This window comes from Mesorhizobium sp. RCC_202, assembly GCF_041355295.1.
In the GTDB taxonomy this organism is placed as follows: Bacteria; Pseudomonadota; Alphaproteobacteria; order Rhizobiales; family Rhizobiaceae; genus Mesorhizobium.
On the sequence record NZ_JBFUPO010000001.1, the window covers coordinates 40,774 to 65,729 of the forward strand.

The window sequence follows — 24,956 nt, forward strand, 5'->3', positions numbered from 1 at the left end:
CGGTCGCGGACCAAGCGTCGCCGGAATGGAAGCGGGGGCGTGCTTCCAATCGTGGTTGCAACAAGTCAATCGCAAGAGGCACGCTTTGCACCTTTTACGTTTACGTCAATCCTATATCGAGAGCCGCAGGGTGACGCAAGGGCGTTGTCGAAACGAACCTTTATGCCGCACCAAGGACAGGCGGCTTACGATTATGCGCGACTTCTTAAGCTTGGTTAACGCGTTGTTTACCACGTTAGGCGAATTGTGCGCATGTCGGTCACCCGTGGTTATCCTGTAGCGAATTTTTTCACGGTTTTTCGAAGCGCGGGTGAGAACCCGGGAAGCTCGTCTTCCTCCGCGGCAAAACCGCTCGGTCCGCTTCGTTCCCGGCAAGATACTGGGAAACCGGCCACTGGCCGGCCATTCTGAATACGGGCGCATCGATGAACAGCAAGCGGTCCTATCTCGATACACTCAACGCCGGCAGGCAGCGTCGGCCGCACACCTCGCTCGAAGACTTGAACCGCTCGCTCGAGACGCTGGAACAGCGCCTGGACCGCACGCGCGCCGAGATGCCCGAGCAGCGCCCCGATCCGCGGCGGCCAGCCGTCGAGCCGCGCTATGCCAGCGCCCAGCCTTATGGCCAGCCGCGCTGGTATGAGGACCCCTACGCCGCGCAACGGCCTCCGGAACGCGGATCGCAAAATCCCGCACCGCAGTCACCGAATGCGCCAAATCGCGCGCCGCAGAACCCGGCTCCCGCGGCTTCCGCCTTCGGCCAGAACTATCAGGCGATCGCCCGCGACATCGACCGTGTACGCGGCCAGGAAGACAGCGTCGCCATGGTCGGCAAGATCGCCGTCGAATTGCGCGGGCTGCGTGAGGAGCTGCGCCACCAGATGACCGCCGGCCTGCAGCGCGAATTCGAAACGCTGCGCCAGGACATCGACCGTGCCTTGCAAGTGAACAGCCATCCGAATGGCCTGCCGGACAAGAGCAGCGCCGAGCTCGGCCTCGAATTCGAGCGCCTTTCGGGCGCCATCCAGACGCTTGCTGAAAAGAGCGATGACCGCAGCGTCAATCTGCTGCGGCTTGAGCTGGAACAGGTCAAGGCGGCCCTCGACACGCTGGCGCGCGAAGAAAGCGTGCAGAAGGTCGACCGCCGCTGGGATGATTTCGACCGCCGCTGGAGCGCTTTTGAAGATCGCGTCGACGCCGACCAGCGCAACCGCGCCGACGGACCGAACCTGTCGGCGCTGACCGATCGGCTCGAGCAGATCGGCAGCGCCGTCAACAATCTGCCGGAATCGCTGTCGGTGCGCTCGCTGGAAGAAAAAGTGCGCATGCTTGCCGGCGCTGTCGACCGTTTCGCCAGCCAGCAGACGACGCGCGGCGGCGAGACGCTGGCCATGATCGACGAGCGGCTGGACGAGATTTCGCGCGCCATCGTCGCCTCGACGGTGGCGGCACAGGCCAATGCCTTCGACCCGGAAACGTTCGGCCGGATCGAAAAACGCATCGCCTCGTTGGCGCAGCAGATCGAGGAGGTCGCGCAATCGCGACCGGGCGCTGAGGTCATCGACCGGCTCAACCTTCTCTCCAGCCGGGTAGACCAGCTCGCCGACCGTGGCGATCTGCCGGAACAGGCCATGGAGCGCCTCGGCAAGCAGATCGCCCTGATCACCGACAAGATGGACCGGGCGCCGGCCATGCCGGACGCCGACCACATCTTCCAGGGCCTGGAGCAGCGCTTCGACGCGCTGTCGATGCTGTTCGAGCGCCGCCAGGGCGATGCGATCGAACAGGGCAACATCTTGTTTCGCGATCTCGAGCGGCGGCTGGACGAAGTTGCCGACAGGCTCGACCAGCGCATGCGGCAGGACGACAGCGCCGGCATCATGGAAGCGATCGACGCCCGCTTCACGGCGCTGGCCAAGCGCATCGAGACGCGCGCACCCGATCCCGCCAACGACATGGCGATCCGTGGCCTGGAAACCCGGCTCGATGACATTTCCAGCCGGCTTGAGTCCTCGGCACAGCAGGTCGCCGGTATCGATCCGGCGCTGATCCGCAGCCTCGAAGCGCAGGTGGCGGGACTGTCGGCGCATCTTTCCAGGCCGGGCGTGCCGCTGCCCGAGTTCGAGGACATCAGCCCGCGCCTCAACGAGATCGAGAGGTCGCTGGCCGGCACGCACGATTCCATCCTCAGCGTGGCGCGCGAAGCGGCCGAAAGCGCCGTCCGGTCAATCGCCGAGTCGAGCTCCAGCACGGCCGCGACCAACGCGACTGCCGTCGCCGGCCTCGCCCAGGATTTGAAGACGCTCGAGGCGCTCACCCGCCGCTCGGACGAGCGCAACTCACGGACATTCGAGGCGATCCACGACACGCTGCTCAAGATCGTCGACCGGCTCGGGTCGCTGGAGACGACGGAGCCGAGCGAAGCTGTCAGCGAACTGGTCGACCCGGCCGGCATGCGCGGCGGCCGTAGCGGCAAGATCGCGGTGCAGGACGCGCCTTCCATGGATATCGATCAGCCGCTGCCGCTGAGCGGCGACATGGCCGATCTCGAGGGCCGCGCAGCCGCTATCCTGCGCAATGACCCAGGTCCCCAGCGCACGCCCGCCGAGGCAGCCGCGGCAGCCGCCATGGCCGCGCTCGGACCGGATGCTATCGCCGAGAAAGGCGAGAAGGCCGGCGGCAAGAAGTCGATGTTCAGCGGGCTGGCCCGCGCCTTCAAAGGCAAGAAGGACGCCGAGACCTTGCCGCTCGCCGGCTCGGCGCCAATGGCCGACATTCCAAGCGTCGACATCGACGAACCGCTCGACCCCAAGGCCGCCAACAGGCCGCTGGAGCCCGGTTCCGGCGCGCCGGATCTCAATGCCATCATGAAGCGCGTGCGCGATGAGCGCGGCCAGCCGGTCAAACGCACCGAGACCGATGCCGCCAAGTCCGATTTCATCGCGGCGGCGCGCCGAGCGGCGCAGGCCGCCGCCGCGGAAGCCGACGCGCTGAAGCGCCAGTCGACGATGACCGGTCCGGTGAAGGCGCTGAGGATAGGCGATCTGCTCAAGGCGCGCCGCAAGCCGATCCTGATGGCCGCCGCCGCCATCATGATGGCGCTGGCCGGCCTGCAGCTCGGCAAGGCATTCCTGTCCGATCCCGCGCCGGTGGCCAGCAATGACGTGGCTCCGGTCATCTCCGCCCCGGCGGTCGAAACCGCCTCGCTCAACGCCAACAGCGCGCCGAAGACTGACACGGATGCCGCGCAGCCCGAGAGCGCTCCGGCGCGTCCCGTCCGGCAGGCCGAGGCGGTGAAGGACGATCCGCCAGCGCAAGCCGCGGCGCAGCCATCCAGCCCTGACGCCTCTGCCACAGCTGTGCCGACGATTGCGGCGCCGGTCACACCGGCGCCGATGCCGATGGCGCTTGCCGCACCTTCGGAGCCTGCACCGGCTCCGATGGCCGCGGCACCGTCCGAGCCTGCCGCAGCCGCTGCGATCGATACGGACGGTGACGCGCAGCCGGCGGCCAAGGAGCCGGCAGCGGTCAATCCGGCAGCCAACAGCTCGGCGGCCAGCGCACAGGCTGCCACTTCCGCCGACACGACCGGCGCCGTGCCGCCGGCCGACAGCCAGGCCGCAACGGCCGCGGCCAAGATCGACATTCCTTCCGAGATCGGCCCGATCGCGCTGCGCGATGCAGCGGGCGGCGGCGACGCCAAGGCGCTGTTCGAGATCGGCTCGCGTTACGCCGAATCGCGCGGCGTCAAGGAAAACATGGCGACGGCGGCCAAGTGGTACGAGAAGTCGGCCGAGCTCGGTTTTGCGCCCGGCGAATACCGCATCGGCAATTTCTACGAGAAGGGCATCGGCGTCGCGCGCGACCTCAAGAAGGCCAAGAGCTACTACCAGCTCGCCGCCGAACAGGGCAACGCCAGCGCCATGCACAATCTGGCGGTGCTGTTTGCAATGGCGGCGGACGGGGTGACCGACAATGAGTCCGCCGCGCGGTGGTTCCAGGAAGCGGCCGACCTCGGCGTCAAGGACAGCCAATTCAACCTCGGCATCCTGGCGGCCAAGGGCGTCGGCATGAAGCAGAACCTGGAAGAGTCCTACAAGTGGTTCGCGCTGGTCGCCAAGACCGGCGACAAGGACGCCGCCGCCAAGCGCGACGAGATCGCCAACGCGCTGCGGCCCGAGCAGCTCGAAAAGGCGCGCGCCGCCACCGAACTGTGGAAGGCAAAGCCGCTCAACGCCGCCGCCAACTCGGCCGACGTTCCCGAATCCTGGCAGGACAGCACCCCGCAGACGACCGCCGGCATCGACATGAAAAAGGCGGTCAAGAACATCCAGCTGATCCTCAACAAGAACGGCTACGATGCCGGCGGCGCCGACGGCGTGATGGGCGGCAAGACCAAGACCGCCATCATGGCGTTCCAGACCGACAACAAGATGAAGCCTACCGGCGAGGTCGACGCACCGCTGGTCAAGGCGTTGCTGGCGCACAAATAGCGGCAGACGCGTCGCATACGCGACGCCTTGCCACACATTTGCCTGTTAACTGATTGAGATGGTTTTTGTTTCGACGCGGCGGCGGGCTTTGGCCGGCCGCCGCGTCGGCGCAAGAAAAAATTGGCTTTTCGGTGCGATACTGCCCACACGGCAGCATAGGCCGACAAGCAAACGGATCGAGACAGCCGGGTGGGCATCTATCTCCCGATCGCGGAAATTTCCGTCAACGTCTTCGTGCTGCTGGCGATGGGCGCGGCGGTGGGCTTCCTGTCGGGTATGTTCGGGGTCGGCGGCGGCTTCCTGATCACGCCGCTCTTGATCTTCTACAACATCCCGCCGGCGATCGCGGTGGCCACCGGCGCCAACCAGGTCATCGCCTCCTCCTTCTCGGGGGCGCTCTCGCACTTCAAGCGCGGCACGCTCGACTTCAAGCTGGGCGGCGTGCTTCTGGCCGGCGGCATCGTCGGCTCGACCGCCGGTATCTTCGTGTTTGCGCTGCTGCGCCGGCTCGGTCAGTTGGACCTGTTCATCTCGCTGCTTTACGTCGTGCTGCTCGGCACCGTCGGCGGGCTGATGCTGGTCGAGAGCGTCAACGCGCTGCGCGCCAGCCGCAGCGGCGCCGCACCCGTGCTGAAGAAGTCCGGCCAGCACAACTGGATCCACCGGCTGCCGTTCAAGATGCGCTTCCGCGCCTCGAAACTGTTTGTCAGCGTCATTCCGGTGCTCGGGCTCGGCGCCGGAATCGGCTTCCTGTCGTCGATCATGGGCGTCGGCGGCGGCTTCATCATGGTGCCGGCGCTGATCTATCTGCTCAAGGTGCCGACCAATGTCGTTATCGGCACCTCGCTGTTCCAGATCATCTTCACCTCCGCCTACACGACGCTGGTGCATGCCACGACCAACCAGACGGTCGACGTGATCCTCGCTTTCCTTTTGATGGCCGGCGGCGTCGCCGGCGCGCAATATGGCGCCAAGGCCGGCCAACGATTGCGCGGCGAACAGTTGCGCGCACTCCTGGCCATGCTGGTGCTGGCCGTCGCCATCCGTCTTGCCATCGACCTGTTCGTGACGCCGCCCAACCTTTATTCGCTTTCCGCCGCAGGCCTGAACTGATGGCAGGGTTGCGAGTATTGTCGGCCACGATGCTGCTTTCGCTGTTCTTTGCCCTGACACCGGCAACGGCGCAGGCGCCGATTCCCGAAGGTATCCAGATCGGCCTGTCGACCGACGCCGTTTCGATCACGGCCGGGTTTTCCGGCGCCGACCTCACCATCTTCGGATCGCTGGAGAATCCTGACCCGCTGGTCGCGCGTCAGGGACGCTATGACGTCATCGTCGTGCTCGAGGGCCCGCCGCGCCCTGTCGTTGTCCGGCGCAAGGACAGGGTGCTCGGCGTCTGGGTGAACCTGGAGTCCGAAACCTTCGAGAACGTGCCGATGTCTTATTCGGTCGCCACGACGCGGCCGCTGCAGGACATCGCCGAGCCGAGCAAATACAAGCAGCTCTCGCTCGGGTCGCAAAATCTCTACATGATGCCCGCCGACGAAAACGACAGCCCGGCGACCATTGAGGAATTCACCGCGGCACTTCGCGAGCGCAAGACGGCGACCGGGCTCTACAGCGAGAATATCGGCGGCGTGCAGTTCCTGTCGCAGAACCTGTTTCGCGCCACCGTGCGGCTGGCGCCCAACGTGCCGGTTGGCACCCATAAAGCCCGCGCGTTCCTTTTCAAGAGCGGCTTGTTCATCAAGGAAAGCTCGGCCCAGCTCGAAATTCGCAAATCCGGCTTCGAGCAGTCGGTCTTCCGCGTCGCGCATGAGTATTCCTTTCTCTACGGCGTGTTCGCCGTGTCGCTCGCGATGATCACCGGCTGGCTCGGACGGCTGGTCTTCCGCAAGGACTGAAGGCACGGGAAAATGGAAACCCATTTTCCCGCAAAGGGTTTCCCTTCAGGCGATCATGCGATAAACCGCCGCCTCCCGGCTCAAGGGTAAACACGCACAATCAATTCGGCAGAACGGTCCGGCTATCCGGATGACGGCGCGCTTCGCGTCGCCACGATCCTGCCAAGGCAACGACAGGAGGCTGCGATGCAATCTGCATTCGGCGGCATTGATTTCGGCACGTCCAACTCCACCGTTGGCGTGATCCGCAACGGGCAGGCACGGCTGGTTGCGCTGGAGGGCGAGCAACCCACTCTGCCAAGCGCGGTCTTCTTCAACTTCGAGGATGGCCACACCTATTTCGGCCGCCGCGCGATCGCCGACTACACCGACGCCATCGAAGGCCGGCTGATGCGGTCCCTGAAGAGCGTGCTCGGCAGTTCGCTCGCCAATGAGAAGACGCGCATCAAGACACGCCAGATAGGCTTCATCGACATTGTCGGCATGTTTGTCGGCCATTTGAAGAAACGGCTCGAGGAGGACGCCCGCGCGCCGGTGGAGAGCGTCGTTCTCGGCCGCCCCGTGCAGTTCGTCGACGACGACACGGCCGCGGACGCGAAGGCGCAAAGCCAGCTGGAAAAGGCCGCCCACGCGCAAGGCTTCAAGCACATCGCCTTCCAGTTCGAGCCGATCGCGGCGGCGCTCGATTACGAGCAGAACGTCGCCCGCGAGGAACTGGCGCTGATCGTCGACATGGGCGGCGGCACGTCCGACTTCTCGATCGTGCGCGTCTCGCCGGAGCGCGCGCGTTCGACCGACCGCAAGGACGACATCCTGGCCAATCGCGGCGTTCATATCGGCGGCACCGACTTCGACCGACTGCTCAGCATTGCCCATGTCATGCCCGAGCTCGGCTATCTGACGCGGACCAAGGACCACAAGCGCAACCTGCCCGCGGCCTATTTCGTCGACCTGGCGACCTGGCAGCGCATCAACCTCGTCTACACCGCCAAGGCGATGACGGACCTCCGGCAGGTCCGCTACGAGGCCGAGCGGGCCGACCTTGTCGATCGTTTCATCCACGTCGTCGAGCATCGCTATGGCCATGCGCTGGCCGGACTGGTCGAAAAAGCCAAGATCGCGCTCACCGACCAGCCCTCGGCGGAGGTCAAGGTGTCGCTGCCCGGCGCGCGCTTCGCGGCCGAGATCACGCGCGCCGGCCTCGAGGGCACGATTGGCGGCGACATCGAACGGGTGACCGCGACGGTCGAGCAGACGATCGCCGACGCGGGCGTTCCCGCCTCCGCCGTCACCGCCGTGTTCCTGACCGGCGGCTCGACGGCGATCCCGCTGGCGAAGCGGCGGATCCTTGCGCTGGTGCCGCAGGCCTCCGTCATCGAAGGCGATATGTTTGGCTCCGTCGGCCTCGGCCTGGCGCTCGATGCGCGGCGAAAGTTCGCCTGACCTTTTTGCCGGTAGCGGTCGGCATGCCTAGAAGATTGGCCGAAACATCCATCTGTTCGTCATCCACTGCTGAGCAAGGAGCGAAGCGACGCGCGTAGACCCGAGGACCCATGCCGGAACTTCGAAGCGACGCAACGGTGCAGGCTTTGGCACTATAACGTCAGCTATATGCACCTGTTTTCTGAACCGAGGCATTCTTTGGCAGGCGTAACGGCATGGATTCTAGGGTCTCCGCGACGTCGCTTCGCGACTGCTTCGCCCTAGAATGACGAAGTTCGGAGGCATCAGCCAGCCGCGAACGCTGCGACGAGCATTCCAACAACGCGACCCCGGCGTCGCCGTGGGATCAGCCCACCTTTTCCGTGAGATGCGCCTTGAGCGCCATCTGGGCGAGGCTCGCCTGCCGGTCGCGGTGGGTGATCATCGCGAAGTCGCGCTTCGGCAAATCGACCGCCACTGCCCTGAGGCTACCCTCGGCCAGGGAGCGCGCGACAACGAGCTCCGAGATGATCGTGGCCCCGGCGCCGGCTTCCACGGCCTGACGCACGGCTTCGTTGCTGGGCAGAACGAGGAATATCTGCAATTCCGTCGGCGGGACACCTTCGCCATGCGCGAAATCCTCCAGCGCCTCGCGCGTGCCGGACCCGCCCTCCCTGATGATCCAGCGCAAGGCCCTGATGTCGAGCTTTCCCGCCCGCGTCATCGGAATTTCAGGATACGAGTTCGCCACCACCAGCATCATGCGATCCTCGTTCACCGTGGCGCGGCGCAGGACATCGGATTCCGTACGGCCCTCGACCAGTCCGAAATCGGCGCGGCCGTCCAGCACATTGGTCTCGACCTGCCTGGTGTTGCCGATCGTGACGCTCAGCTTCACCGCCGGGTAAGCCTCATGGAAGGACGCTAGGCGGCGCGGCAGCCAGTAGCTGGCGATGGTCTGGCTGGCGGCGATCGACAGGCTGCCGGTGACGGTCTGCGCGACATCCTCCAGCATGCCGCGAGCTGCCGCGGCCCGATCCAGAACCGCTTTCGCCTCCGGCAGGAAACGATGGCCGGTCTGCGCAAGCTCGATGTTGCGGCCGACGCGGTTGAACAGCCGCACGCCGTGCTGGTTTTCGAGCGCGCGGATGGCGGCCGAAGCGGCGGATTGCGAAATGCCCAGACGCTCGGCGGCCTTGGTCATATGGCCAAGTTCGGCGACCGCCACGAAGATGCGCAATTGATCGAGGGTCATGCGATAACTAAGAAGCAAAATCGATCGGAATTACAAGAGCTGCTTGTTAGACGCATCAATTGCTTTGTTCTAAGTTTTTGCCGGAAGTTGGAAAAAATTGGCCGTTCCACGGCCAGGCTGGAAATGATCGGGCGCTTCAAATCCGTTTTCGCGCACTGGACCCGTCGCCTGCGGCGGCAACTGGCTGGCGAGCGCTATCATCCCGAACTGCACTATATGCGCGGTCCAGGGCCGAAGACGAAGGCCAAGACGGCGAGCGGCCAGAGCGCTCGCGGTTCATGAGGCACGATACGCCGCGCGGCGCCAATTCCGCTCCCTCCCAACGGCCGCTGACCGACAGCCGAGCGCCGGCCGAAGGCGACGGCGTCGACACGTCGCCGACCGTCTCCGACCGTATCGCCAAGACCACCTGCTATATGTGCGCCTGCCGCTGCGGCATCGACGTCCACATCAAGGACGGCAAGGTCCGCTACATCAACGGCAACAAGGACCATCCGGTGAACCGGGGCGTGATCTGCGGCAAGGGCAGCTCCGGCATCATGCAGCATTACAGCCCGGCGCGGCTCAGGAAGCCGTTATTGCGCACCGGTCCGCGCGGCTCGGGTGAATTCCGCGAGATCGAGTGGGAGGAAGCCTTCTCGATAGCCACCGAGCGGTTGTCGGCGATCCGCCGAACCGATCCGAAGAAACTCGCCTTCTTTACCGGGCGCGATCAGTCGCAATCGCTGACTGGCTGGTGGGCCTCGAAATTCGGCACGCCCAATTTCGCCGCACATGGCGGCTTCTGCTCGGTCAACATGGCGGCCGGCGGGCTCCATACGATCGGCGGCTCGTTCTGGGAGTTCGGCGAGCCCGACTGGGACAACACCAAATACTTCATGCTGTTCGGCGTCGCCGAGGACCATGATTCCAACCCGATCAAGATCGGCCTTGGCAAGCTCAAGGCGCGCGGCGCCAAGGTGGTCTCGATCAATCCCTGCCGCACCGGCTACAATGCGATCGCCGACGACTGGATCGGCATCAGGCCGGGCACGGACGGCCTGTTCGTGCTGGCACTGATCCACGAACTGCTCAAGGCCGGGCGCGTCGATCTCGACTATCTGCTGCGCTACACCAATGCGCCGGTGCTTGTCGTGCAGGAGCCGGGCGCGGCCGATGACGGACTGTTCATGCGCGACGCCGACGGCAATCCGCTGGCCTGGGACAGGGTGGCGAAACAATCGGTCAAGGCCGCCGATCCCGTGGCGAAGCTGGCGCTGATCGGCAGCTATATGGTCAGCGATCGACGCTGCGTGCCGGTCTTCCAGCTGATGGCCGAACGCTATCTCGACGAGACCCACTCGCCGGACGCCGTCGCCGAGCGCTGCGGCGTCGATGCCGAAACGATCCGCCGCATCGCGGCGGAACTGGCGCATGTCGCCTTCGAGCAGACGATCGAGCTGCCTGTCGCTTGGACCGACTGGGCCGGCCGCCGCCACGAGACCATCAAGGGTCGGCCGGTGTCGATGCATGCCATGCGCGGCATCTCGGCCCACTCCAACGGTTTTCACACCTGCCGCGCCATCCATCTCCTGCAGGTGCTGCTCGGCACCGTGGATGTTCCCGGCGGCTTTCGCTTCAAACCGCCCTACCCGCGCCAGGCGCCGCCCGGGCCGAAGCCCGCCGGCAAGAACGTTCAGCCGATGACGCCGCTGGATGGCGTGCCGCTCGGTTTCGTCTGCGGGCCGGACGATCTGCTGGTCGATGACGCTGGGCGACCTACCCGCATCGACAAGGCCTATTCCTGGGACGCACCTTTGGCCGCGCATGGGCTGATGCACACGGTCATCCGCAATGCCTGGGCCGGCGATCCTTATCCGATCGACACGCTATTAATGTACATGTCGAACATGGCGTGGAACTCCTCGATGAACACCGTCGAGACCATTGCCATGCTCACCGACAAGGATGACGCCGGCGACTACAAGATCCCCTTCATCATCTATTCCGATGCCTATTATTCCGAGACGGTGCCGTTTGCCGACCTGGTGCTGCCCGACACCACCTATCTCGAACGGCATGATTGCATCAGCCTGCTCGACCGGCCGATCAGCCACGCCGACGGGCCGGGCGACGCCATCCGCCATCCGGTCGTCGAGCCGGACCGCGATGTGCGGCCGTTCCAGTCGGTGCTGATCGAGCTCGGCGCGCGGCTTGGCCTGCCCTGCTTCGTAAACGAAGATGGTTCGGCGAAGTACCGCGACTATGCCGACTACATCGTCAACCATGAGCGCACGCCAGGCATCGGCCCACTCGCCGGCTGGCGCGGCAAAGATGGTGCTTCCGTCGGCAAGGGCGACGTCAATCCGGACCAGTTGCAGCGCTACATCGACAATGGCGGCTTCTGGCATCACGATTTTTCCGCCGACCAGCGCTACTACAAGATGGGCAACCGCTCCTATCTCGACTTCGCGGTCGAGATGGGTTTCGTGCCGAACGCCGAGCCGATCGTCTTCCAACTTTATTCCGAGCCGATGCAGCGCTTCCGCCTCGCCGCGCGCGGCCATGGCAAGGTGCAACCGCCAAAGGCTGAGCGAGGCCGCATCGAAGCCTATATGGACCCGCTGCCGTTCTGGTATGCGCCCTTCGAGGAGGCCACCGTCGACCTCGAAAAGTATCCGCTGCACGCGCTAACACAGCGGCCAATGCACATGTATCACTCCTGGGGTTCGCAAAATGCGTGGCTGCGGCAGATAACCAGCCAGAACCGGCTGTTCGTGCACCACGGGACCGCCGCCAAGCTTGGCCTTGTCGATGACGACTGGGTCTGGATCGAAAGCATCAACGGCCGCGTGAAGGGCCAGATCAAGCTGATCGACGGCGTCAATGCAGATACGGTCTGGACCTGGAACGCTATCGGCAAGCGACGCGGCAGCTGGGGGCTGAAGGACGACGCGGCCGAAAGCAATCGCGGCTTTCTGCTCAACCACATCATCGGCGACCAGACATCCGCGAATGCCGACGGCCGGCGCTACTCCAATTCCGACCCCGTCACCGGCCAGGCGGCGTGGTTCGACCTCAGGGTCCGCATCGTAAAATGCGCGGTCGAGGAGGCCGGCTTCACCGAGCCGCAGTTCGAGCGTTTTCACCAGCCGCCGCATATGGAGCCTTCACCGGATATGCTGCGCTTCGGCGCCGATTTTCGCATGAAAAGGGAAGCCGCCGAATGACTTGCCTTCCCGCTCATACCGACAAGAAGCTCGGCCTCGTCATCGACCTCGACACCTGCGTCGGCTGCCAGGCCTGCGTCACCGCCTGCAAGGAGTGGAACACCGGCGGCCACATGGCGCCGCTCACCGACATCGATCCCTATGGTGGACATGTCGACGGCGTCTGGTTCAACCGCGTGCATGCTTACGAGCACACGACCGAGGCTGGCGGCCGCACCGTCAACTTCCCACGCTCCTGCCTGCATTGCGAGACGCCGGCCTGCGTCACCGTCTGTCCGACAGGCGCCTCCTACAAGCGCGCGTCGGACGGCATCGTGCTGATCGACGAGGATAAATGCATCGGCTGCAAGCTGTGCAGCTGGGCCTGCCCCTACGGCGCGCGAGAGTTCGACACCGATGTCGGCGTGATGAAGAAATGCACGCTCTGCGTCGACCGCATCTACAACGACAATCTGGCGCAAGAAGATCGCGTGCCGGCCTGCGTTGCCGCCTGCCCGACCAGCGCCCGGCATTTCGGCGACCTCGGCGATCCGGCCTCGGCGATTTCGCTGCTTGTCGAGGAGCGCGGTGGCGTCGCCCTGATGCCGGAACTCGGCTACAAGCCGACCAACAGATATCTGCCGCCGCGCGCACGCAGCGACCGGGCGGCCAAAATAGACGCGCCGGCACTGCAGCCGATCAAGGCGGATGGTGGCTTTCTCGGCTGGATCGACCGCATGCTTTCGAACTAGCGCTCATGCATCCAGCCTTTTCCGTCGTCTTCTTCACCACAGCGACCGGCGCCGGCTACGGCCTGCTGGCGTTGCTTGGCCTGCTCGGCGGACTGGGCGTCATTCCCGTTGATTTCTGGCTGGGCTTTATCGGCATGGGGTTGGCGCTCGGCCTGATTGCCGCCGGGCTGTTGTCTTCCACCGGTCATCTCGGCCGACCCGAACGCGCCTGGCGCGCCTTCTCGCAATGGCGCAGCTCCTGGCTGTCGCGCGAAGGCGTGGCTTCAGTGGCAACCTTCATTCCGGCCGGCCTCTTCGGCATCGGCTGGGTGCTTTTCGGCCGAAGCGGCGGCTGGGTGGCAGTCGCCGGGTTGCTGGCAGCTGCCGGCGCGGTCGTGACGGTCTGCACGACCGGCATGATCTACGCCTCGCTGAAACCGATCGCGCAATGGCACAGCCGCTATACTTTGCCGGCTTATCTGATCTTTGCTGGCATGACCGGAACCGTGCTCGCCAACGCCCTGCTTCAAGGCTTCAATTTCGGCTCGGGCGCGGTGCTGGCCTGCGCACTGTTTGCCACGGTTATCGGTTGGGGCTGGAAGCTCGCAACATGGCGGCACAATGATCGGCTGGAAATCCCAACAACTGCCAACACGGCGACCGGTCTGGCCGGCGGCACGGTGCGGTCGATCGAATGGCCGCATACGGAAGAAAACTATCTGCTCAAGGAAATGGGCTTTCGCATTGCCCGGAAACACAGCGCCGTGCTGCGCCTGATCACGCAGGCATTGGCTTTCGTGATACCCGTTGTCCTGCTCGCCATCGCCTTCGTCTTGCCATGGCCCTTAGCGGCACTGGTATCGGTGCTGGCCACCATCTCGCAATTCGCCGGCATGCTGGTCGAGCGGTGGCTGTTCTTCGCCGAAGCGAAGCATACGGTCATGCTGTATTACGGCAGGTAGAGTGGCTTCAGCCCGGCCGCAGCATCGAGCCGGAGATTGCGAAGATGCGCTCGGCGCCGAGCATATAGGCCATCAGTGTTTCCAGCCGGAACAGGCCGGAATAGGCACGATCGAGCACATTGAGCGAGCCGGTGTAGGCGCCGAAGGCGGGCATGATCATGCGGCCGCCGTCGCCGGCAAAGCAGCGTCGCCGTACCGAACGTCCGCGCTGGACGATCCGCGCGCAGGGATGGAGATGGCCCGATATCTCGCCTTCCACCCGTGCTTTTGACGGCTCGTGGCGGAAGAGCAGCGAGCCGACGGCGAGCTCCCTCACCGTGTCGCCTGGCAGGTCGGCAGGTGCCTCCGGGTCATGGTTGCCCGCCACCCAGAACCAGTCGCGCCCGGCCATCATCGCTTCCAGCCGCTCGCGGAAGGATTGATGCATACGCTCGGCGCCGCCGCCGTCATGGAAGGAATCGCCCAGGCTGACGACGATCCGTGGTTGGTAATCGGCGATGACCGACTGCAGCCGCAGCAAGGTCGCGCCGGTGTCGTAGGGCGGGATCAGCGCGCCGCGCCTGGCGAAAGACGAGCCTTTTTCAAGATGCAAGTCGGAGACGGCGAGAAGGCGCAGATCGGGGAAATAAAGAACCCCGCGCCGATCGCAGACCGCACGCTCGCCGGCGATGCCGACAAGGTCGGCCTCGGCGATCAGCGTTGCGCGCGACAGTGAAAAATTCATTCCTCAACCATCTCCGGGCCCATGGCTTCCTCGACCAGCGTCGCGGCGTCCATCAGCAGCGTTTCGTCGGCCTCGCCATTCACCGGCATCTTGCCGATCTCGAGCATGATCGGCACTGCAAGCGGCGATATCTGCTCCAGATTCTTATGCACGATTCGACCCTGAATACGCGAGAGCATGTCGGCAAGTCTGCTGACATCGAGCAGGCCGGTCGCCGCATCGGCGCGCGTCGCCTGCAGCAGGATGTGGTCGGGCTCATGGCTGCGCAGCACATCGTAGACGAGGTCGGTCGAGACCGTGACCTGACGGCCGCTTTTCTCCTGGCCGGGATTGCGTTTTTCGATCAGGCCCGAAATCAGCGCGCAATTGCGGAAGGTGCGTTTGAGAAGCCAGCTGTCGGCCAGCCAGGCTTCGAGGTCGTCGCCCAGCATGTCCTGGTCGAACAGCGCGCCGAGCGAAGGTTTTCGCGCCTTGAACATCGCGCCCATGTCGCCCAGCGACCAAATGGCCAACGCGTAGTCGGTGGCGACGAAGCCGAGCGGCCTGGCGCCTGCCCTGTCGAGCCGGCGGGTGAGCAGCATGCCGAGCGTCTGGTGGGCAAGCCGGCCTTCGAAGGGATAGGCGACCAGATAGTGGCGGTTGCCGCGCGGAAAAGTTTCGATCAGGAGATCGTCGCGTTTGGGCAGCACCGATTTGTCGGCCTGGAAGCGCAGCCAGTCCGACACCTGCTCAGGCAGTTTCTTCCAGCGCTGCGGATCGTCCAGCATGGCCCGGACCTGTTCGGCGAGATAGGTCGAAAGCGGAAACTTGCCGCCGCCGTAATAGGGCACCTTCGCGTCGCTGCCGGGGGCATTCGAGACGAAGCATTCGTTCTCGCGAATGCCTTCGAAACGCAGCACCTTGCCGGCGAACATGAAGGTGTCGCCATGCGTCAGCGTCTCCAGGAATGCTTCCTCGATCTTGCCCAGCACCGCGCCACCGCGCGAAGCCGAGCCTCTGCTGCCTGCCTTGACGTAACGGACATTGAGCGCTGGCACTTCGATGATGGTGCCGACATTCAGCCTATATTGCTGGGCGACGCGCGGGTTGGATACCCGCCACATGCCGTCCTTGTTCAGGCGGATGCGGGCGTAGCGCTCGTAATTCCTCAGCGCATAGCCGCCGGTGGCGACGAAATCGACGACACGGTCGAATGTCAGCCGGTCGAGACTGGTATAGGGCGCGGCGGTTCGCACTTCTTCGAACAGATCGTCCGCACGGAACGGTGCGCCGCAGGCGCAGCCCAGCACATGCTGCGCCAGCACGTCGAGACCGCCATTGACCAGCGGCGGTGTGTCCTGGGCGCCGAGATAGTTGGCGTCGAGGGCCGCGCGGCATTCCAGCACCTCGAAGCGGTTCGCCGGAATGAGGATCGCTTTCGACGGCTCGTCCATGCGGTGGTTGGCGCGGCCGATGCGCTGCGCCAACCGGCTGGCGCCCTTGGGCGCGCCGACATGCACGACCAGGTCGACGTCGCCCCAGTCGATGCCGAGGTCCAGCGTCGAGGTGGCGACGATGGCGCGCAGCGCGTTCTCGCCCATCGCCTTCTCGACACGCCTGCGCTGCGCGACATCGAGTGACCCGTGATGCAAAGCGATCGGCAAGGTGTCCTCGTTGACCCGCCACAATTCCTGGAACAGCAACTCCGCCTGGCTGCGGGTGTTGACGAACAAAAGCGTCGTCTTATGGCGTTTGATCTCGCGATAAATCTCGGGCGTGGCATAGCGCGCCGAATGGCCGGCCCAAGGCACGCGCTCCTCGGAATCGAGGATGGAAATCTCAGGCTTGGCGCCACCGGTGACGACGATCAATTCGGACATGTCGCCGGGCGGATTCTGGCTGACCAGCCAGCGCCGCAACTCGTCGGGCTCGGCCACCGTGGCCGACAGGCCTATGGTTTGCAGGCCAGGCACATAAGTGCGCAGCCGCGCCAGGCCGAGCGCCAGCAGATGCCCGCGTTTCGAGGTGACCAGCGAATGCAACTCGTCGAGCACGACATAGCGCAGATCCTCGAAGAAGCGTCTTGCGTCATTCGAGGCGATCAGCAGGGCAAGCTGCTCGGGCGTGGTGAGCAGTATATCCGGCGGCGCCAGTTTCTGTCGCTGGCGCTTGTGCGACGGGGTGTCGCCGGTGCGCGTCTCGATGGTGACCGGCAGTCCGATTTCCTCGACCGGCTTGCCGAGATTGCGCTCGATGTCGACGGCCAGCGCCTTCAGCGGTGAGATATAGAGGGTGTGGATTCCACGTCGCGCCTTGCCGGGCTTGCGCTTCGGCCGGTTGGCGAGCTCGGTGAGCGAAGGCAAGAAGCCGGCCAGCGTCTTGCCCGCGCCGGTCGGCGCTATCAGCAGCACCGATTGTCCTGCCTGCGCCTTCGCCAGCAGATCCAGCTGATGCGCGCGCGGTGACCAGCCTTTTTCCCCGAACCATCTGACGAACGGTTCGGGCAGGAGAACGGCGGCATTCTGTTTTGCAAGGCGCGGCTGCTCGGTCACGCGCAACAGGTAGCGCGGCGGCGGGCGATCGCCAAGAAAAATCGGAACAAAAGGGGATCAGCGTTCCTCGCCCCGGTTACGGGGCGAGGATGCCGGCATGCAGATGAGGGGCAGCGCCGACGATCAGGGGTGGCCGTCAACGCGAACAATCGCAAGTTGGCGCTGCCCCTCCTCCGCCCTTCGGGCACCTTCTCCCCGTGAACGGGAAGAAGGGAAGATCAAGGCCTCCTGAACCCAGTCGGGCCGCCATAGAGATAGCCGATCCTGTCGACCGCCTCTCTCAGCCCTTCGCGCGAGACCAGCATGGTGTGACCATTGGCGTGGATCATGTTTTCAGCATCGGTCATGATCGCGACATGGCCTTTCCAGAAGACAAGGTCGCCGCGCCGGAGCCCTGAGAAATCCGGGCCGGGTTCGAGCACCGTTCCGATCGACGCGGCCTGCATGTCGGAATCGCGCAGCACATCCTTGCCGGTCATGCGCATCGCCAATTGCACCAGACCGGAACAGTCGATGCCGAAACCGGAGACACCGCCCCACAGATACGGTGTGCCGAGGAAACCTTCCGCGACCGTGACATAGTCTTGCGCGACATCCGCAACCGGCCGCAGATGCGCGGCGATGATCGCCTGGCCGGACGGCAGCAGCGCATAGTGCGTGCCACGCGTTTCGGCCGAACCGGTCACCATCACGGTCGAGCCCATCGACAATTGGCCGCTGACAGGAAAGCGCAGGTCCGGTCCTGGATAGAGGAAGGTCCGTGGCACGGACACGATATGGGTCGGCGCATGTTCGCGCCGGCCAACAAGATTGTCGGCGACGTAACCGACATAGCCGTCGCGCTCGGCCTGCACCCAGGCCCAGCCTTCAGTGTCCTCGAAGACCAGGACGTCGTCGCCGAACAGCGCTTGCGTGTTGACCCCGGCGTCGGGGCGCGGCGCCTTGCGCAGATCCGCGACCGAGGTCGTGATCCGCGCCGGGCGACCGGTGACGAAGCGATCGGCGGCGACCTCGCCTTCCAGCCTGGCGTCGGCAAGGTCGGAACGAAAGGCGTGGAGGCGTGCATCCCTGGCGGTCAAATCGGTAGCTCGTTTTCGGCGATTGATCAGATGGGCAGTTCGTGGGCCCTGGCAACGATACCATCGCCGAAGCGCTCGACAAAGAGCGCGCCTTCGACCGTGCGCCGGATAAGCACGTTGCGCTTGTCGAGCTCGTCGCGATGGCGCGAGACCAGCTTCAGCGCGCCCATCGTGTCGAGCGCGCGGGTGATGACCGGTTTGGTCACATTGAGCCGGGCAGCCAGCCCGCGCACGGTATGCGGTGGCGGATCGAGATAGATGGTGAGCAGGATCGCGGTCTGACGCATGGTCAGGTCAGGCGCGCCGTCGCGCACCTGCGACAGCATCACTTGCCGCCACAGTCGCAGGGCCTGGCTCGGGCGCATCGAGATCGACATGCGCATAAGCATGCCGGCAAATTGTTTCGGTTCCGTTTCAGTGGCGACTTGTTTTGTTGGACTATGATCCTATCCGAAAATCTGGGCCCACTTTTTGCTGCGCTGACCTCCGGTTCAGGATCATCGTCTAGCCGAACCGCCTGGCGATGACGCGCTCCAGCGCGCGGATGCCTTGCGCCTCACCGCCGGTCAGGCCGTAAGGACGATCGGCGGGGTTCCAGGCGAAAATATCGAAATGCGCCCAGCCCGGTGTCCTCTCGACGAAGCGTTTGAGGAACAGCGCCGCGGTGATCGATCCGGCGAAGCCGTCCGTGGTGACGTTGTTGATATCGGCGATCTTGGAGGAAAGCTTGGTGTCGTAGGGACGCCACAAAGGCATGCGCCACAATGGGTCTTCGACCGCAACGGACGCGGCAGCCAGTTCGGCGGCAAGCGTCTCATCGCCGGTGTAGAAGGGCGGCAGGTCGGGACCGAGCGCGACGCGGGCAGCACCGGTCAGCGTCGCCATGTCGATCAACAGCGCCGGCTGCTCCTCGTCGGCCAGCGCCAGCGCGTCGGCCAGGACCAGCCTGCCTTCAGCGTCGGTGTTGCCGATCTCGACCGTGATGCCCTTGCGACTGCGCAACACGTCGCCCGGACGAAAGGCGTTGCCGGCAATGGAATTCTCGACCGCCGGGACCAGCACGCGCAGCCGGACATTCAATTTCGCCGCCATGATCATCCAGGCGAGGCCCAGCACATTGGCGGCGCCGCCCATGTCCTTCTTCATCAACAGCATGCCCGCCGAAGGCTTGATGTCGAGACCGCCAGTGTCGAAGCAGACGCCCTTGCCGACCAACGTCACCTTAGGGGCGTCGACCTTTCCCCAGGTCATATCGATCAGCCGCGGCGCGGCCGTGGACGCACGGCCAACCGCGTGGATCATCGGGAAATTCCGCGCCAAGAGATCGTCGCCATGAACGACCGAGATGTCGGCGCCATGCGCGGCGGCCAGTGTTCGCGCCGCTTCCTCCAGCTCGCCCGGTCCCATGTCGTTGGTCGGTGTGTTGACGAGATCGCGGGCCAGGAAAACGCCGTCGGCGATATGGCCAAGATGCGCGCCGTCGGCGCCCGCCGGCAGCGCGAAGCGCAAGGCCTTGCCAGGCTTTTTGCCATAGCGGGTGAAGACATAGCCGCCGAGCACCAGCGCGAGCGCCGCAAGGTCGGGCTGCCGCGGCTCGGATGCGAAATGCCAGTCGCCTTCCGGCAAGGCTCGCGCCAGGGCGCCTGTGCCAAGCGCGCCTTCGCCGTCGCCTATGCCAAACAACGCACCGCCGACAGCGCCGTTGTCGGCGGGTAGAATCAAGGTGCGGCCGGCCTCGCCGGAAAAACCGTTGGCGGCCGCCCACGCCATTGCGGCCGGCGAGAGAGCGAGGTCCTTGAGACCGTCCTTTCCAACCAGATAAACGGGCAAGGCTGTTTGCGGCTTCTGCTCAACGAGTTCGACAGGCATTCGGCAGGTCTCCAGCTGAGCAGTTCGAGTCGGTGCTTCTTAACGGTCCGTTAGGGTTAACAGAATATTTCTGCGGGAGGGAAGACGGCCAGCCAATGGCCGCACAGGAATGGAGACCGGGTTTCCCATGCCCATAAAAGCGTTGACCTTCACGAGCAAGCGTCTGATCACCACGGCATTCGTCGCAGCGCTGGCAGCCAGCGTGGCAGGCTGCGGCAGCACCAGCAAGCTCATCACAGGCTCCATTTCCCGCTCCGACAGCAGGCCGCTGGAAACAATGTCGGCCAATGAACTGCATACCGCCACATCCAGGCTCGGCCAATCCTACGCCAACAGACCGAACGACAAGCGGTTAGCTATGAATTTCGCGGCAGCGCTGCAGATGGACGGCGACGCCGACCAGTCGCTGGCTGTCATGCGCAAGCTCGCGATCGCCTATCCGAAGGATCGCGACGTGCTTGCCGCCTATGGCAAGGCGCTCGCCGCCAACGGGCAGTTCGAGCCGGCGCTGGACGCCGTGCGCCGCGCGCAGACGCCCGAATATCCGGACTGGAAGCTGGTGTCGGCGGAAGCCGCCATTCTCGACCAGATGGGCCAGAAGGACGAGGCGCGGCAGAATTATCGCAAAGCGCTGGAGCTCAAGCCGAACGAGCCTTCGGTGCTGTCCAATCTGGGCATGTCCTATGTGCTCGAGGGCGATCTGCGCACCGCCGAGACCTATATGCGCTCGGCCGCGCAGCAACCGGGCGCCGACAGCCGGGTGCGGCAGAACCTGGCGCTGGTGGTGGGCCTGCAAGGCCGCTTCGACGAGGCCGAGAAGATCGCCTCGCAGGAACTGTCGCCCGAGCAGGCGCAGGCCAATGTCGCCTATCTGCGGCAGATGCTTGCCCAGCAGAATGCCTGGAGCCAGCTTAAGGATCAGGACAAGGGCAAGGCGAAGACCGCGACCAACTGATCGAGGGAGAACGGCATGCCGTTTCTCCCCGAACGGCATGCCGTTCTCTCCAAGCGTTTCATCATCTTACAAAAAAGCCGCGCGGCATTCACCGCGCGGCTTTTTTGGCTATGCGAACGGCTCGCCTATTGGCTCGACGAACTGTGTTGATCGCCGAAGATGCCGCGCTGGCTGACCTGGATGCCGGCCGGCCCGAGGATAATGGCGAACAGAACCGGCAGGAAGAACAGGATCATCGGCACGGTGAGCTTCGGCGGCAGCGCAGCCGCCTTCTTCTCGGCCGCGTTCATGCGCATGTCGCGACTTTCCGAAGCGAGCACGCGTAGCGCATGCGCCACCGGCGTGCCGTAACGTTCGGCCTGGACCAGGGCCTGGGACACCGACTTGACCGATTCCAGCCCGGTGCGGCTCGCCAGGTTCTCATAAGCGACCTTGCGATCCTGCAGATAGGAGAGCTCGGCATTGGTGAGCACGAACTCTTCAGCCAGCGCCACCGATTGGGCGCCGATCTCGTCGGCGACCCTGCGCAGCGCTGCTTCCACCGACATGCCGGATTCGACGCAGATCAGCATCAGGTCGAGCGCGTCCGGCCACGCCATCTGGATCGACTGCTTGCGCTTGGTCGCGCGGTTGTTGACGTAAAGGATCGGCGCATAGAAGCCGCCATAGGCGACGACGACGCAGACGAACAATTTGACGAAGGCCGGCTGCAGCGGAAGGCCGCCGAGCAGGAACAGATAGATCGCCGCCAGCGCAAAGCCGACGAATGGCAGGATCAGCCGGAAGAACAGGAACCGCGTCAGCGGGTTCTGGCCGCGAAAGCCGGCCACCTTCAGCTTCTGGAGCGTATTTTCGTCGGCAAGCGCGCGCCTGAGATCCAGCCGGTCGACGATGTTGCGCATGCCGATCGACTGTTCCTCGCGCAGGCCCTTGCGGCGGCGATCGGCTTCACTTGCCAGCCGTTGACGCTGCTTGGCGCGCAGTTCGTCGCGCTCGAGCGCCACGGTTTTCATGCGCGACTTCAGCGAACTGCCGCCGAGCGCCGGCATGAGGGTGAAGACGGTCGCAAACACGGCGATGCCGACCAGAAGCGCGATCAGGAAGGAAGGGTCGGTGAGGGTTTTGATGACCTGTTCTGTCATTGATCCGCGCCCTACACTTCGAAGTTCATCATCTTGCGCATCACCAGGATGCCGATCAACATCCAGACACCGGAGCAACCGAGGATGAGATTGCCGACGCTGGTGGTGAACAGCGGCATGATATAGTTCGGGCTCGACAGATAGACGAGAAAGGCGACGACGAAAGGCAAGGCGCCGATGATGACGGCGGATGCCTTGGCTTCCATCGACAGCGCCTGGACCTTGGCCTTCATCTTCTTGCGGTCGCGCAGGACGCGCGACAGATTGCCCAGCGCTTCGGACAGGTTGCCGCCGGCTTGCGACTGGATCTGGATGACGATGCCGAAAAAGCCCGCCTCGCTGCAGGGCATGGTCTCGGACATGCGCATGGCGGCGTCGGGCACGGACAGGCCGAGCTGCTGGGAATCGACGATACGGCGGAACTCGGCGCGGACCGGCTCGGGCGATTCGTTGGCGATCAGGCGGATCGCGTCGTTCAGCGGCAGGCCGGACTTGACCGCGCGCACGATGATGTCGAGCGCGTTCGGGAACTCTTCCAGGAAGGCCTTGACGCGGCGCGTGCGGCGAAACGAGACGAACCAGCGCGGCAGGCCGAGGCCGCCCACCAAAAGGGCGCCCGGCAGAGCCAGCATCGGCGCTCCAACGAAATAGAGCAGCGCCGTCAGCACGATGGCGCAGGCCGCCGAGTAGATGTAGAACCGCTCGAGCGAAACCTGCATGCCGGCCTGACGAATCTGGATCTTCAGCGGCGGCTTCCTGACATTGCGGTCAGTGGTTTTCTGCTTCTCGTCGAGCTGCTTGAGCGAATCCTGGAGGTTTTTACGTCGCTTGACCTGTTCGGCGGCGCGGTCGCGCGTGGCTTTGACCACGGACCGGTCGGTCTCGGCCGTCTTGATGAGTTGAAGACGCTTGCCGGCCTGCTTTTCGTTGTCGATGCGCGCAAACAAAAAAGCATAAGCCACCGCGCCGGCGCTAAAGCCGGCCAGTACGATGAAAGCCAGGACGGTAGTATCAATTCCGAACATCGACCGGGGTTCCCGAGCGCTTCGTCGTTTCACAGGAACCGACGAACCGCTCTATTTCTTTCAATTCACGCAATTCCGGACGGACGACTACGGGGAAGGCGCCGAGCCTGACCGTTTCACGCTTTCCCTGGAATTGCTCCGCACCTCCAGATGCATCAATCAGAGCGTTTCTCCATGGCCTCGAGCGCGCCGGCAAGACGGGCTTCCTCGCCGTAGTAACGGGCACGGTCCCAGAAATGCGGGCGGCCTATGCCTGTCGACACATGTTCGCCGACCAGCCGGCCGCTCGCATCCTCGCCCTTGATGTTGTAGAGGACGATATCCTGGGTAATGATGACGTCGCCTTCCATGCCGACCACCTCGGTGATGTGGGTGATGCGGCGCGAACCGTCGCGCAGGCGAGCCGCCTGGATAATCACGTCGATCGAGCCGACGACGATCTCGCGCACCGTTTTCTGCGGCAGCGAGTAGCCGCCCATGGCAATCATCGATTCGATACGGTTCAGACACTCGCGCGGGCTGTTGGAGTGGATGGTGCCCATCGAGCCGTCATGGCCGGTGTTCATGGCCTGCAGCAGGTCGAACACTTCAGGTCCGCGCACTTCGCCGACGATGATGCGCTCCGGCCGCATGCGCAGGCAGTTCTTGACCAGATCGCGCATGGTCACCTCGCCCTCGCCCTCGAGATTGGGCGGCCGGGTTTCGAGGCGAACCACATGCGGCTGCTGCAGTTGCAGTTCGGCCGAGTCCTCGCACGTGATGATACGCTCGTCGCGATCGATGTAGTTGGTCAGGCAGTTGAGCAGCGTCGTCTTGCCGGAGCCGGTGCCGCCGGAAATGACAATGTTGCAGCGGACGCGGCCGATGATCTTGAGGATCTCGGCGCCTTGCGGCGAGATGGCGCCGAACTTGACCAGTTGGTCGAGCGTCAGCTTGTCCTTCTTGAATTTGCGGATGGTGAGCGCGGCGCCGTCGATGGAAAGCGGTGGCGCGATCACGTTGACGCGCGAGCCGTCGGGGAGGCGTGCGTCGCAGATCGGGCTCGATTCATCGACGCGGCGGCCGACCTGGCTGACGATGCGCTGGCAGATGTTGAGCAGTTGCTGATTGTCGCGGAAGCGGATGCCGGTCTGTTCGACTTTGCCGTTGACTTCGATGTAGACGTTCTTCGACCCGTTGACCATGATGTCGGCGATGTCGTCGCGGGCCAGCAGCGGCTCCAGCGGTCCATAACCCAGAACGTCGTTGCAGATGTCTTCGAGCAGTTCCTCCTGCTCGGCGATCGACATCGCGAAGTTCTTGATCGCGATGATGTCGTTGACGATGTCGCGGATTTCCTCGCGTGCGCTCTCGGGATCGAGCTTGGCGAGCTGCGACAGGTCGATCGTATCGATGAGCGCCGAAAACACCTGGCTCTTGGTGTCGTAGTAGGTTTCGCTGCGTTCGCGCTGGACCTTTCGTGGCGGTTCGGGCGCCATTGGCGGCGCCTCGACCGGACGCCGGGCAGGCGGCGCAGCGGGCGCGCTTTGCGCTTGCGCCGGCGCCGGCGCCGCCGGACGCTCCGGCGCCAAGGTGCCGGCGGTCGGCGGAACTGCTGGAGCAGCTACTGGCGGACGGAGTTCGGGCGTTGCCCGGCTGCCGTCGTCGATGCCTCTTCTACCAAACATGATCGACTA

The 24,956-nt window shown here is 64.4% G+C and carries 18 protein-coding genes; 9 read left to right on the forward strand and 9 right to left on the reverse strand.

Annotation, left to right across the window (positions count from 1 at the left end; all coding sequences use genetic code 11):
* The first annotated feature begins 425 nt into the window (after positions 1-425).
* The 4 genes from AB6802_RS00200 to AB6802_RS00215 all read left to right on the forward strand — a co-directional run bounded on the left by AB6802_RS00200 (position 426) and on the right by AB6802_RS00215 (position 7,840).
* Positions 426-4,493: a peptidoglycan-binding protein gene (locus AB6802_RS00200; RefSeq protein ID WP_371007979.1), complete on the forward strand. Its 4,068-nt coding sequence runs from the start codon at positions 426-428 to the stop codon at positions 4,491-4,493.
* A gap of 189 nt (positions 4,494-4,682) precedes the next feature.
* Positions 4,683-5,606: a sulfite exporter TauE/SafE family protein gene (locus AB6802_RS00205; protein WP_371007980.1), complete on the forward strand. Its 924-nt coding sequence runs from the start codon at positions 4,683-4,685 to the stop codon at positions 5,604-5,606.
* Positions 5,606-6,397: a TIGR02186 family protein gene (locus AB6802_RS00210; protein WP_371007981.1), complete on the forward strand. Its 792-nt coding sequence runs from the start codon at positions 5,606-5,608 to the stop codon at positions 6,395-6,397. The genes AB6802_RS00205 and AB6802_RS00210 overlap by 1 nt, the downstream gene beginning before the upstream one ends.
* Positions 6,398-6,583: 186 nt before the next feature.
* The gene (locus AB6802_RS00215) at positions 6,584-7,840 is read left to right on the forward strand and encodes an Hsp70 family protein (protein ID WP_371007982.1); all 1,257 of its coding nucleotides are present in this window, start codon (positions 6,584-6,586) and stop codon (positions 7,838-7,840) included.
* Positions 7,841-8,186: 346 nt separating this feature from the next.
* On the opposite strand, the gene AB6802_RS00220 is transcribed toward AB6802_RS00215, so the two are convergent.
* The gene (locus tag AB6802_RS00220) at positions 8,187-9,074 is read right to left on the reverse strand and encodes a LysR substrate-binding domain-containing protein (RefSeq protein ID WP_371007983.1); all 888 of its coding nucleotides are present in this window, start codon (positions 9,072-9,074) and stop codon (positions 8,187-8,189) included.
* Between AB6802_RS00220 and AB6802_RS00225 the strand changes: the two genes are divergently transcribed.
* The 4 genes from AB6802_RS00225 to AB6802_RS00240 are packed head-to-tail and all read left to right on the forward strand — an operon-like array spanning position 9,024 to position 13,955.
* Positions 9,024-9,356 carry a hypothetical protein gene (locus AB6802_RS00225; RefSeq protein ID WP_371008786.1) on the forward strand — a complete coding sequence of 111 codons (333 nt, stop codon included), beginning with the start codon at positions 9,024-9,026 and terminating at the stop codon, positions 9,354-9,356. The two genes, AB6802_RS00220 and AB6802_RS00225, sit on opposite strands and share 51 nt — an antisense overlap.
* Positions 9,353-12,283 carry a molybdopterin oxidoreductase family protein gene (locus AB6802_RS00230; RefSeq protein WP_371007984.1) on the forward strand — a complete coding sequence of 977 codons (2,931 nt, stop codon included), beginning with the start codon at positions 9,353-9,355 and terminating at the stop codon, positions 12,281-12,283. Before AB6802_RS00225 ends, AB6802_RS00230 begins: the two co-directional genes overlap by 4 nt.
* Complete coding sequence (locus AB6802_RS00235) at positions 12,280-13,014, forward strand: 4Fe-4S dicluster domain-containing protein (protein ID WP_371007985.1); 735 nt, start codon at positions 12,280-12,282, stop codon at positions 13,012-13,014. The genes AB6802_RS00230 and AB6802_RS00235 overlap by 4 nt, the downstream gene beginning before the upstream one ends.
* A gap of 5 nt (positions 13,015-13,019) precedes the next feature.
* Positions 13,020-13,955 carry a dimethyl sulfoxide reductase anchor subunit family protein gene (locus tag AB6802_RS00240; protein ID WP_371007986.1) on the forward strand — a complete coding sequence of 312 codons (936 nt, stop codon included), beginning with the start codon at positions 13,020-13,022 and terminating at the stop codon, positions 13,953-13,955.
* A 7-nt stretch (positions 13,956-13,962) separates the two neighbouring features.
* Here the strand turns inward: AB6802_RS00240 and pdeM are convergent, their stop codons facing one another.
* The 5 genes from pdeM to AB6802_RS00265 all read right to left on the reverse strand — a co-directional run bounded on the left by pdeM (position 13,963) and on the right by AB6802_RS00265 (position 20,158).
* The gene (gene pdeM / locus AB6802_RS00245; protein WP_371007987.1) at positions 13,963-14,679 is read right to left on the reverse strand and encodes a ligase-associated DNA damage response endonuclease PdeM; all 717 of its coding nucleotides are present in this window, start codon (positions 14,677-14,679) and stop codon (positions 13,963-13,965) included.
* Positions 14,676-17,210 (reverse strand): ligase-associated DNA damage response DEXH box helicase, encoded by a 2,535-nt coding sequence (locus AB6802_RS00250; protein ID WP_371008755.1) that lies wholly within the window; start codon positions 17,208-17,210, stop codon positions 14,676-14,678. Before AB6802_RS00250 ends, pdeM begins: the two co-directional genes overlap by 4 nt.
* Positions 17,211-17,428: 218 nt before the next feature.
* The gene (locus tag AB6802_RS00255; protein WP_371007988.1) at positions 17,429-18,289 is read right to left on the reverse strand and encodes an NlpC/P60 family protein; all 861 of its coding nucleotides are present in this window, start codon (positions 18,287-18,289) and stop codon (positions 17,429-17,431) included.
* Positions 18,290-18,315: 26 nt separating this feature from the next.
* Positions 18,316-18,666: a MarR family winged helix-turn-helix transcriptional regulator gene (locus AB6802_RS00260; RefSeq protein ID WP_371008756.1), complete on the reverse strand. Its 351-nt coding sequence runs from the start codon at positions 18,664-18,666 to the stop codon at positions 18,316-18,318.
* Positions 18,667-18,793: 127 nt separating this feature from the next.
* Positions 18,794-20,158 (reverse strand): M17 family metallopeptidase, encoded by a 1,365-nt coding sequence (locus AB6802_RS00265; protein WP_371007989.1) that lies wholly within the window; start codon positions 20,156-20,158, stop codon positions 18,794-18,796.
* Positions 20,159-20,285: 127 nt separating this feature from the next.
* Between AB6802_RS00265 and AB6802_RS00270 the strand changes: the two genes are divergently transcribed.
* A complete protein-coding gene (locus tag AB6802_RS00270; protein ID WP_371007990.1) occupies positions 20,286-21,113 on the forward strand; it encodes a tetratricopeptide repeat protein in 828 nt (275 codons plus the stop codon).
* A 125-nt stretch (positions 21,114-21,238) separates the two neighbouring features.
* On the opposite strand, the gene AB6802_RS00275 is transcribed toward AB6802_RS00270, so the two are convergent.
* From AB6802_RS00275 to AB6802_RS00285, 3 genes are all read right to left on the reverse strand, one after another.
* The gene (locus AB6802_RS00275) at positions 21,239-22,255 is read right to left on the reverse strand and encodes a type II secretion system F family protein (RefSeq protein WP_371007991.1); all 1,017 of its coding nucleotides are present in this window, start codon (positions 22,253-22,255) and stop codon (positions 21,239-21,241) included.
* An 11-nt stretch (positions 22,256-22,266) separates the two neighbouring features.
* Entirely contained in the window at positions 22,267-23,280 is a 1,014-nt protein-coding gene (locus AB6802_RS00280) for a type II secretion system F family protein (RefSeq protein ID WP_371007992.1), read from the reverse strand.
* 155 nt (positions 23,281-23,435) lie between these two features.
* Positions 23,436-24,947 carry a CpaF family protein gene (locus tag AB6802_RS00285; protein ID WP_371007993.1) on the reverse strand — a complete coding sequence of 504 codons (1,512 nt, stop codon included), beginning with the start codon at positions 24,945-24,947 and terminating at the stop codon, positions 23,436-23,438.
* Between the last annotated feature and the right edge of the window lie 9 nt (positions 24,948-24,956).

Excerpts from the sequence above, each read along its gene's own strand:
- AB6802_RS00200 (WP_371007979.1), top strand. The coding sequence starts at position 426 with ATGAACAGCAAGCGGTCCTATCTCGATACACTCAACGCCGGCAGGCAG.
- AB6802_RS00210 (WP_371007981.1), top strand. The coding sequence starts at position 5,606 with ATGGCAGGGTTGCGAGTATTGTCGGCCACGATGCTGCTTTCGCTGTTC.
- AB6802_RS00215 (WP_371007982.1), top strand. The coding sequence starts at position 6,584 with ATGCAATCTGCATTCGGCGGCATTGATTTCGGCACGTCCAACTCCACC.
- AB6802_RS00225 (WP_371008786.1), top strand. The coding sequence starts at position 9,024 with ATGGCCAAGTTCGGCGACCGCCACGAAGATGCGCAATTGATCGAGGGT.
- AB6802_RS00220 (WP_371007983.1), bottom strand. The coding sequence starts at position 9,074 with ATGACCCTCGATCAATTGCGCATCTTCGTGGCGGTCGCCGAACTTGGC.
- AB6802_RS00230 (WP_371007984.1), top strand. The coding sequence starts at position 9,353 with ATGAGGCACGATACGCCGCGCGGCGCCAATTCCGCTCCCTCCCAACGG.
- AB6802_RS00235 (WP_371007985.1), top strand. The coding sequence starts at position 12,280 with ATGACTTGCCTTCCCGCTCATACCGACAAGAAGCTCGGCCTCGTCATC.
- AB6802_RS00240 (WP_371007986.1), top strand. The coding sequence starts at position 13,020 with ATGCATCCAGCCTTTTCCGTCGTCTTCTTCACCACAGCGACCGGCGCC.
- pdeM (WP_371007987.1), bottom strand. The coding sequence starts at position 14,679 with ATGAATTTTTCACTGTCGCGCGCAACGCTGATCGCCGAGGCCGACCTT.
- AB6802_RS00260 (WP_371008756.1), bottom strand. The coding sequence starts at position 18,666 with ATGTCGATCTCGATGCGCCCGAGCCAGGCCCTGCGACTGTGGCGGCAA.
- AB6802_RS00265 (WP_371007989.1), bottom strand. The coding sequence starts at position 20,158 with ATGCCTGTCGAACTCGTTGAGCAGAAGCCGCAAACAGCCTTGCCCGTT.
- AB6802_RS00270 (WP_371007990.1), top strand. The coding sequence starts at position 20,286 with ATGCCCATAAAAGCGTTGACCTTCACGAGCAAGCGTCTGATCACCACG.
- AB6802_RS00275 (WP_371007991.1), bottom strand. The coding sequence starts at position 22,255 with ATGACAGAACAGGTCATCAAAACCCTCACCGACCCTTCCTTCCTGATC.
- AB6802_RS00280 (WP_371007992.1), bottom strand. The coding sequence starts at position 23,280 with ATGTTCGGAATTGATACTACCGTCCTGGCTTTCATCGTACTGGCCGGC.
- AB6802_RS00285 (WP_371007993.1), bottom strand. The coding sequence starts at position 24,947 with ATGTTTGGTAGAAGAGGCATCGACGACGGCAGCCGGGCAACGCCCGAA.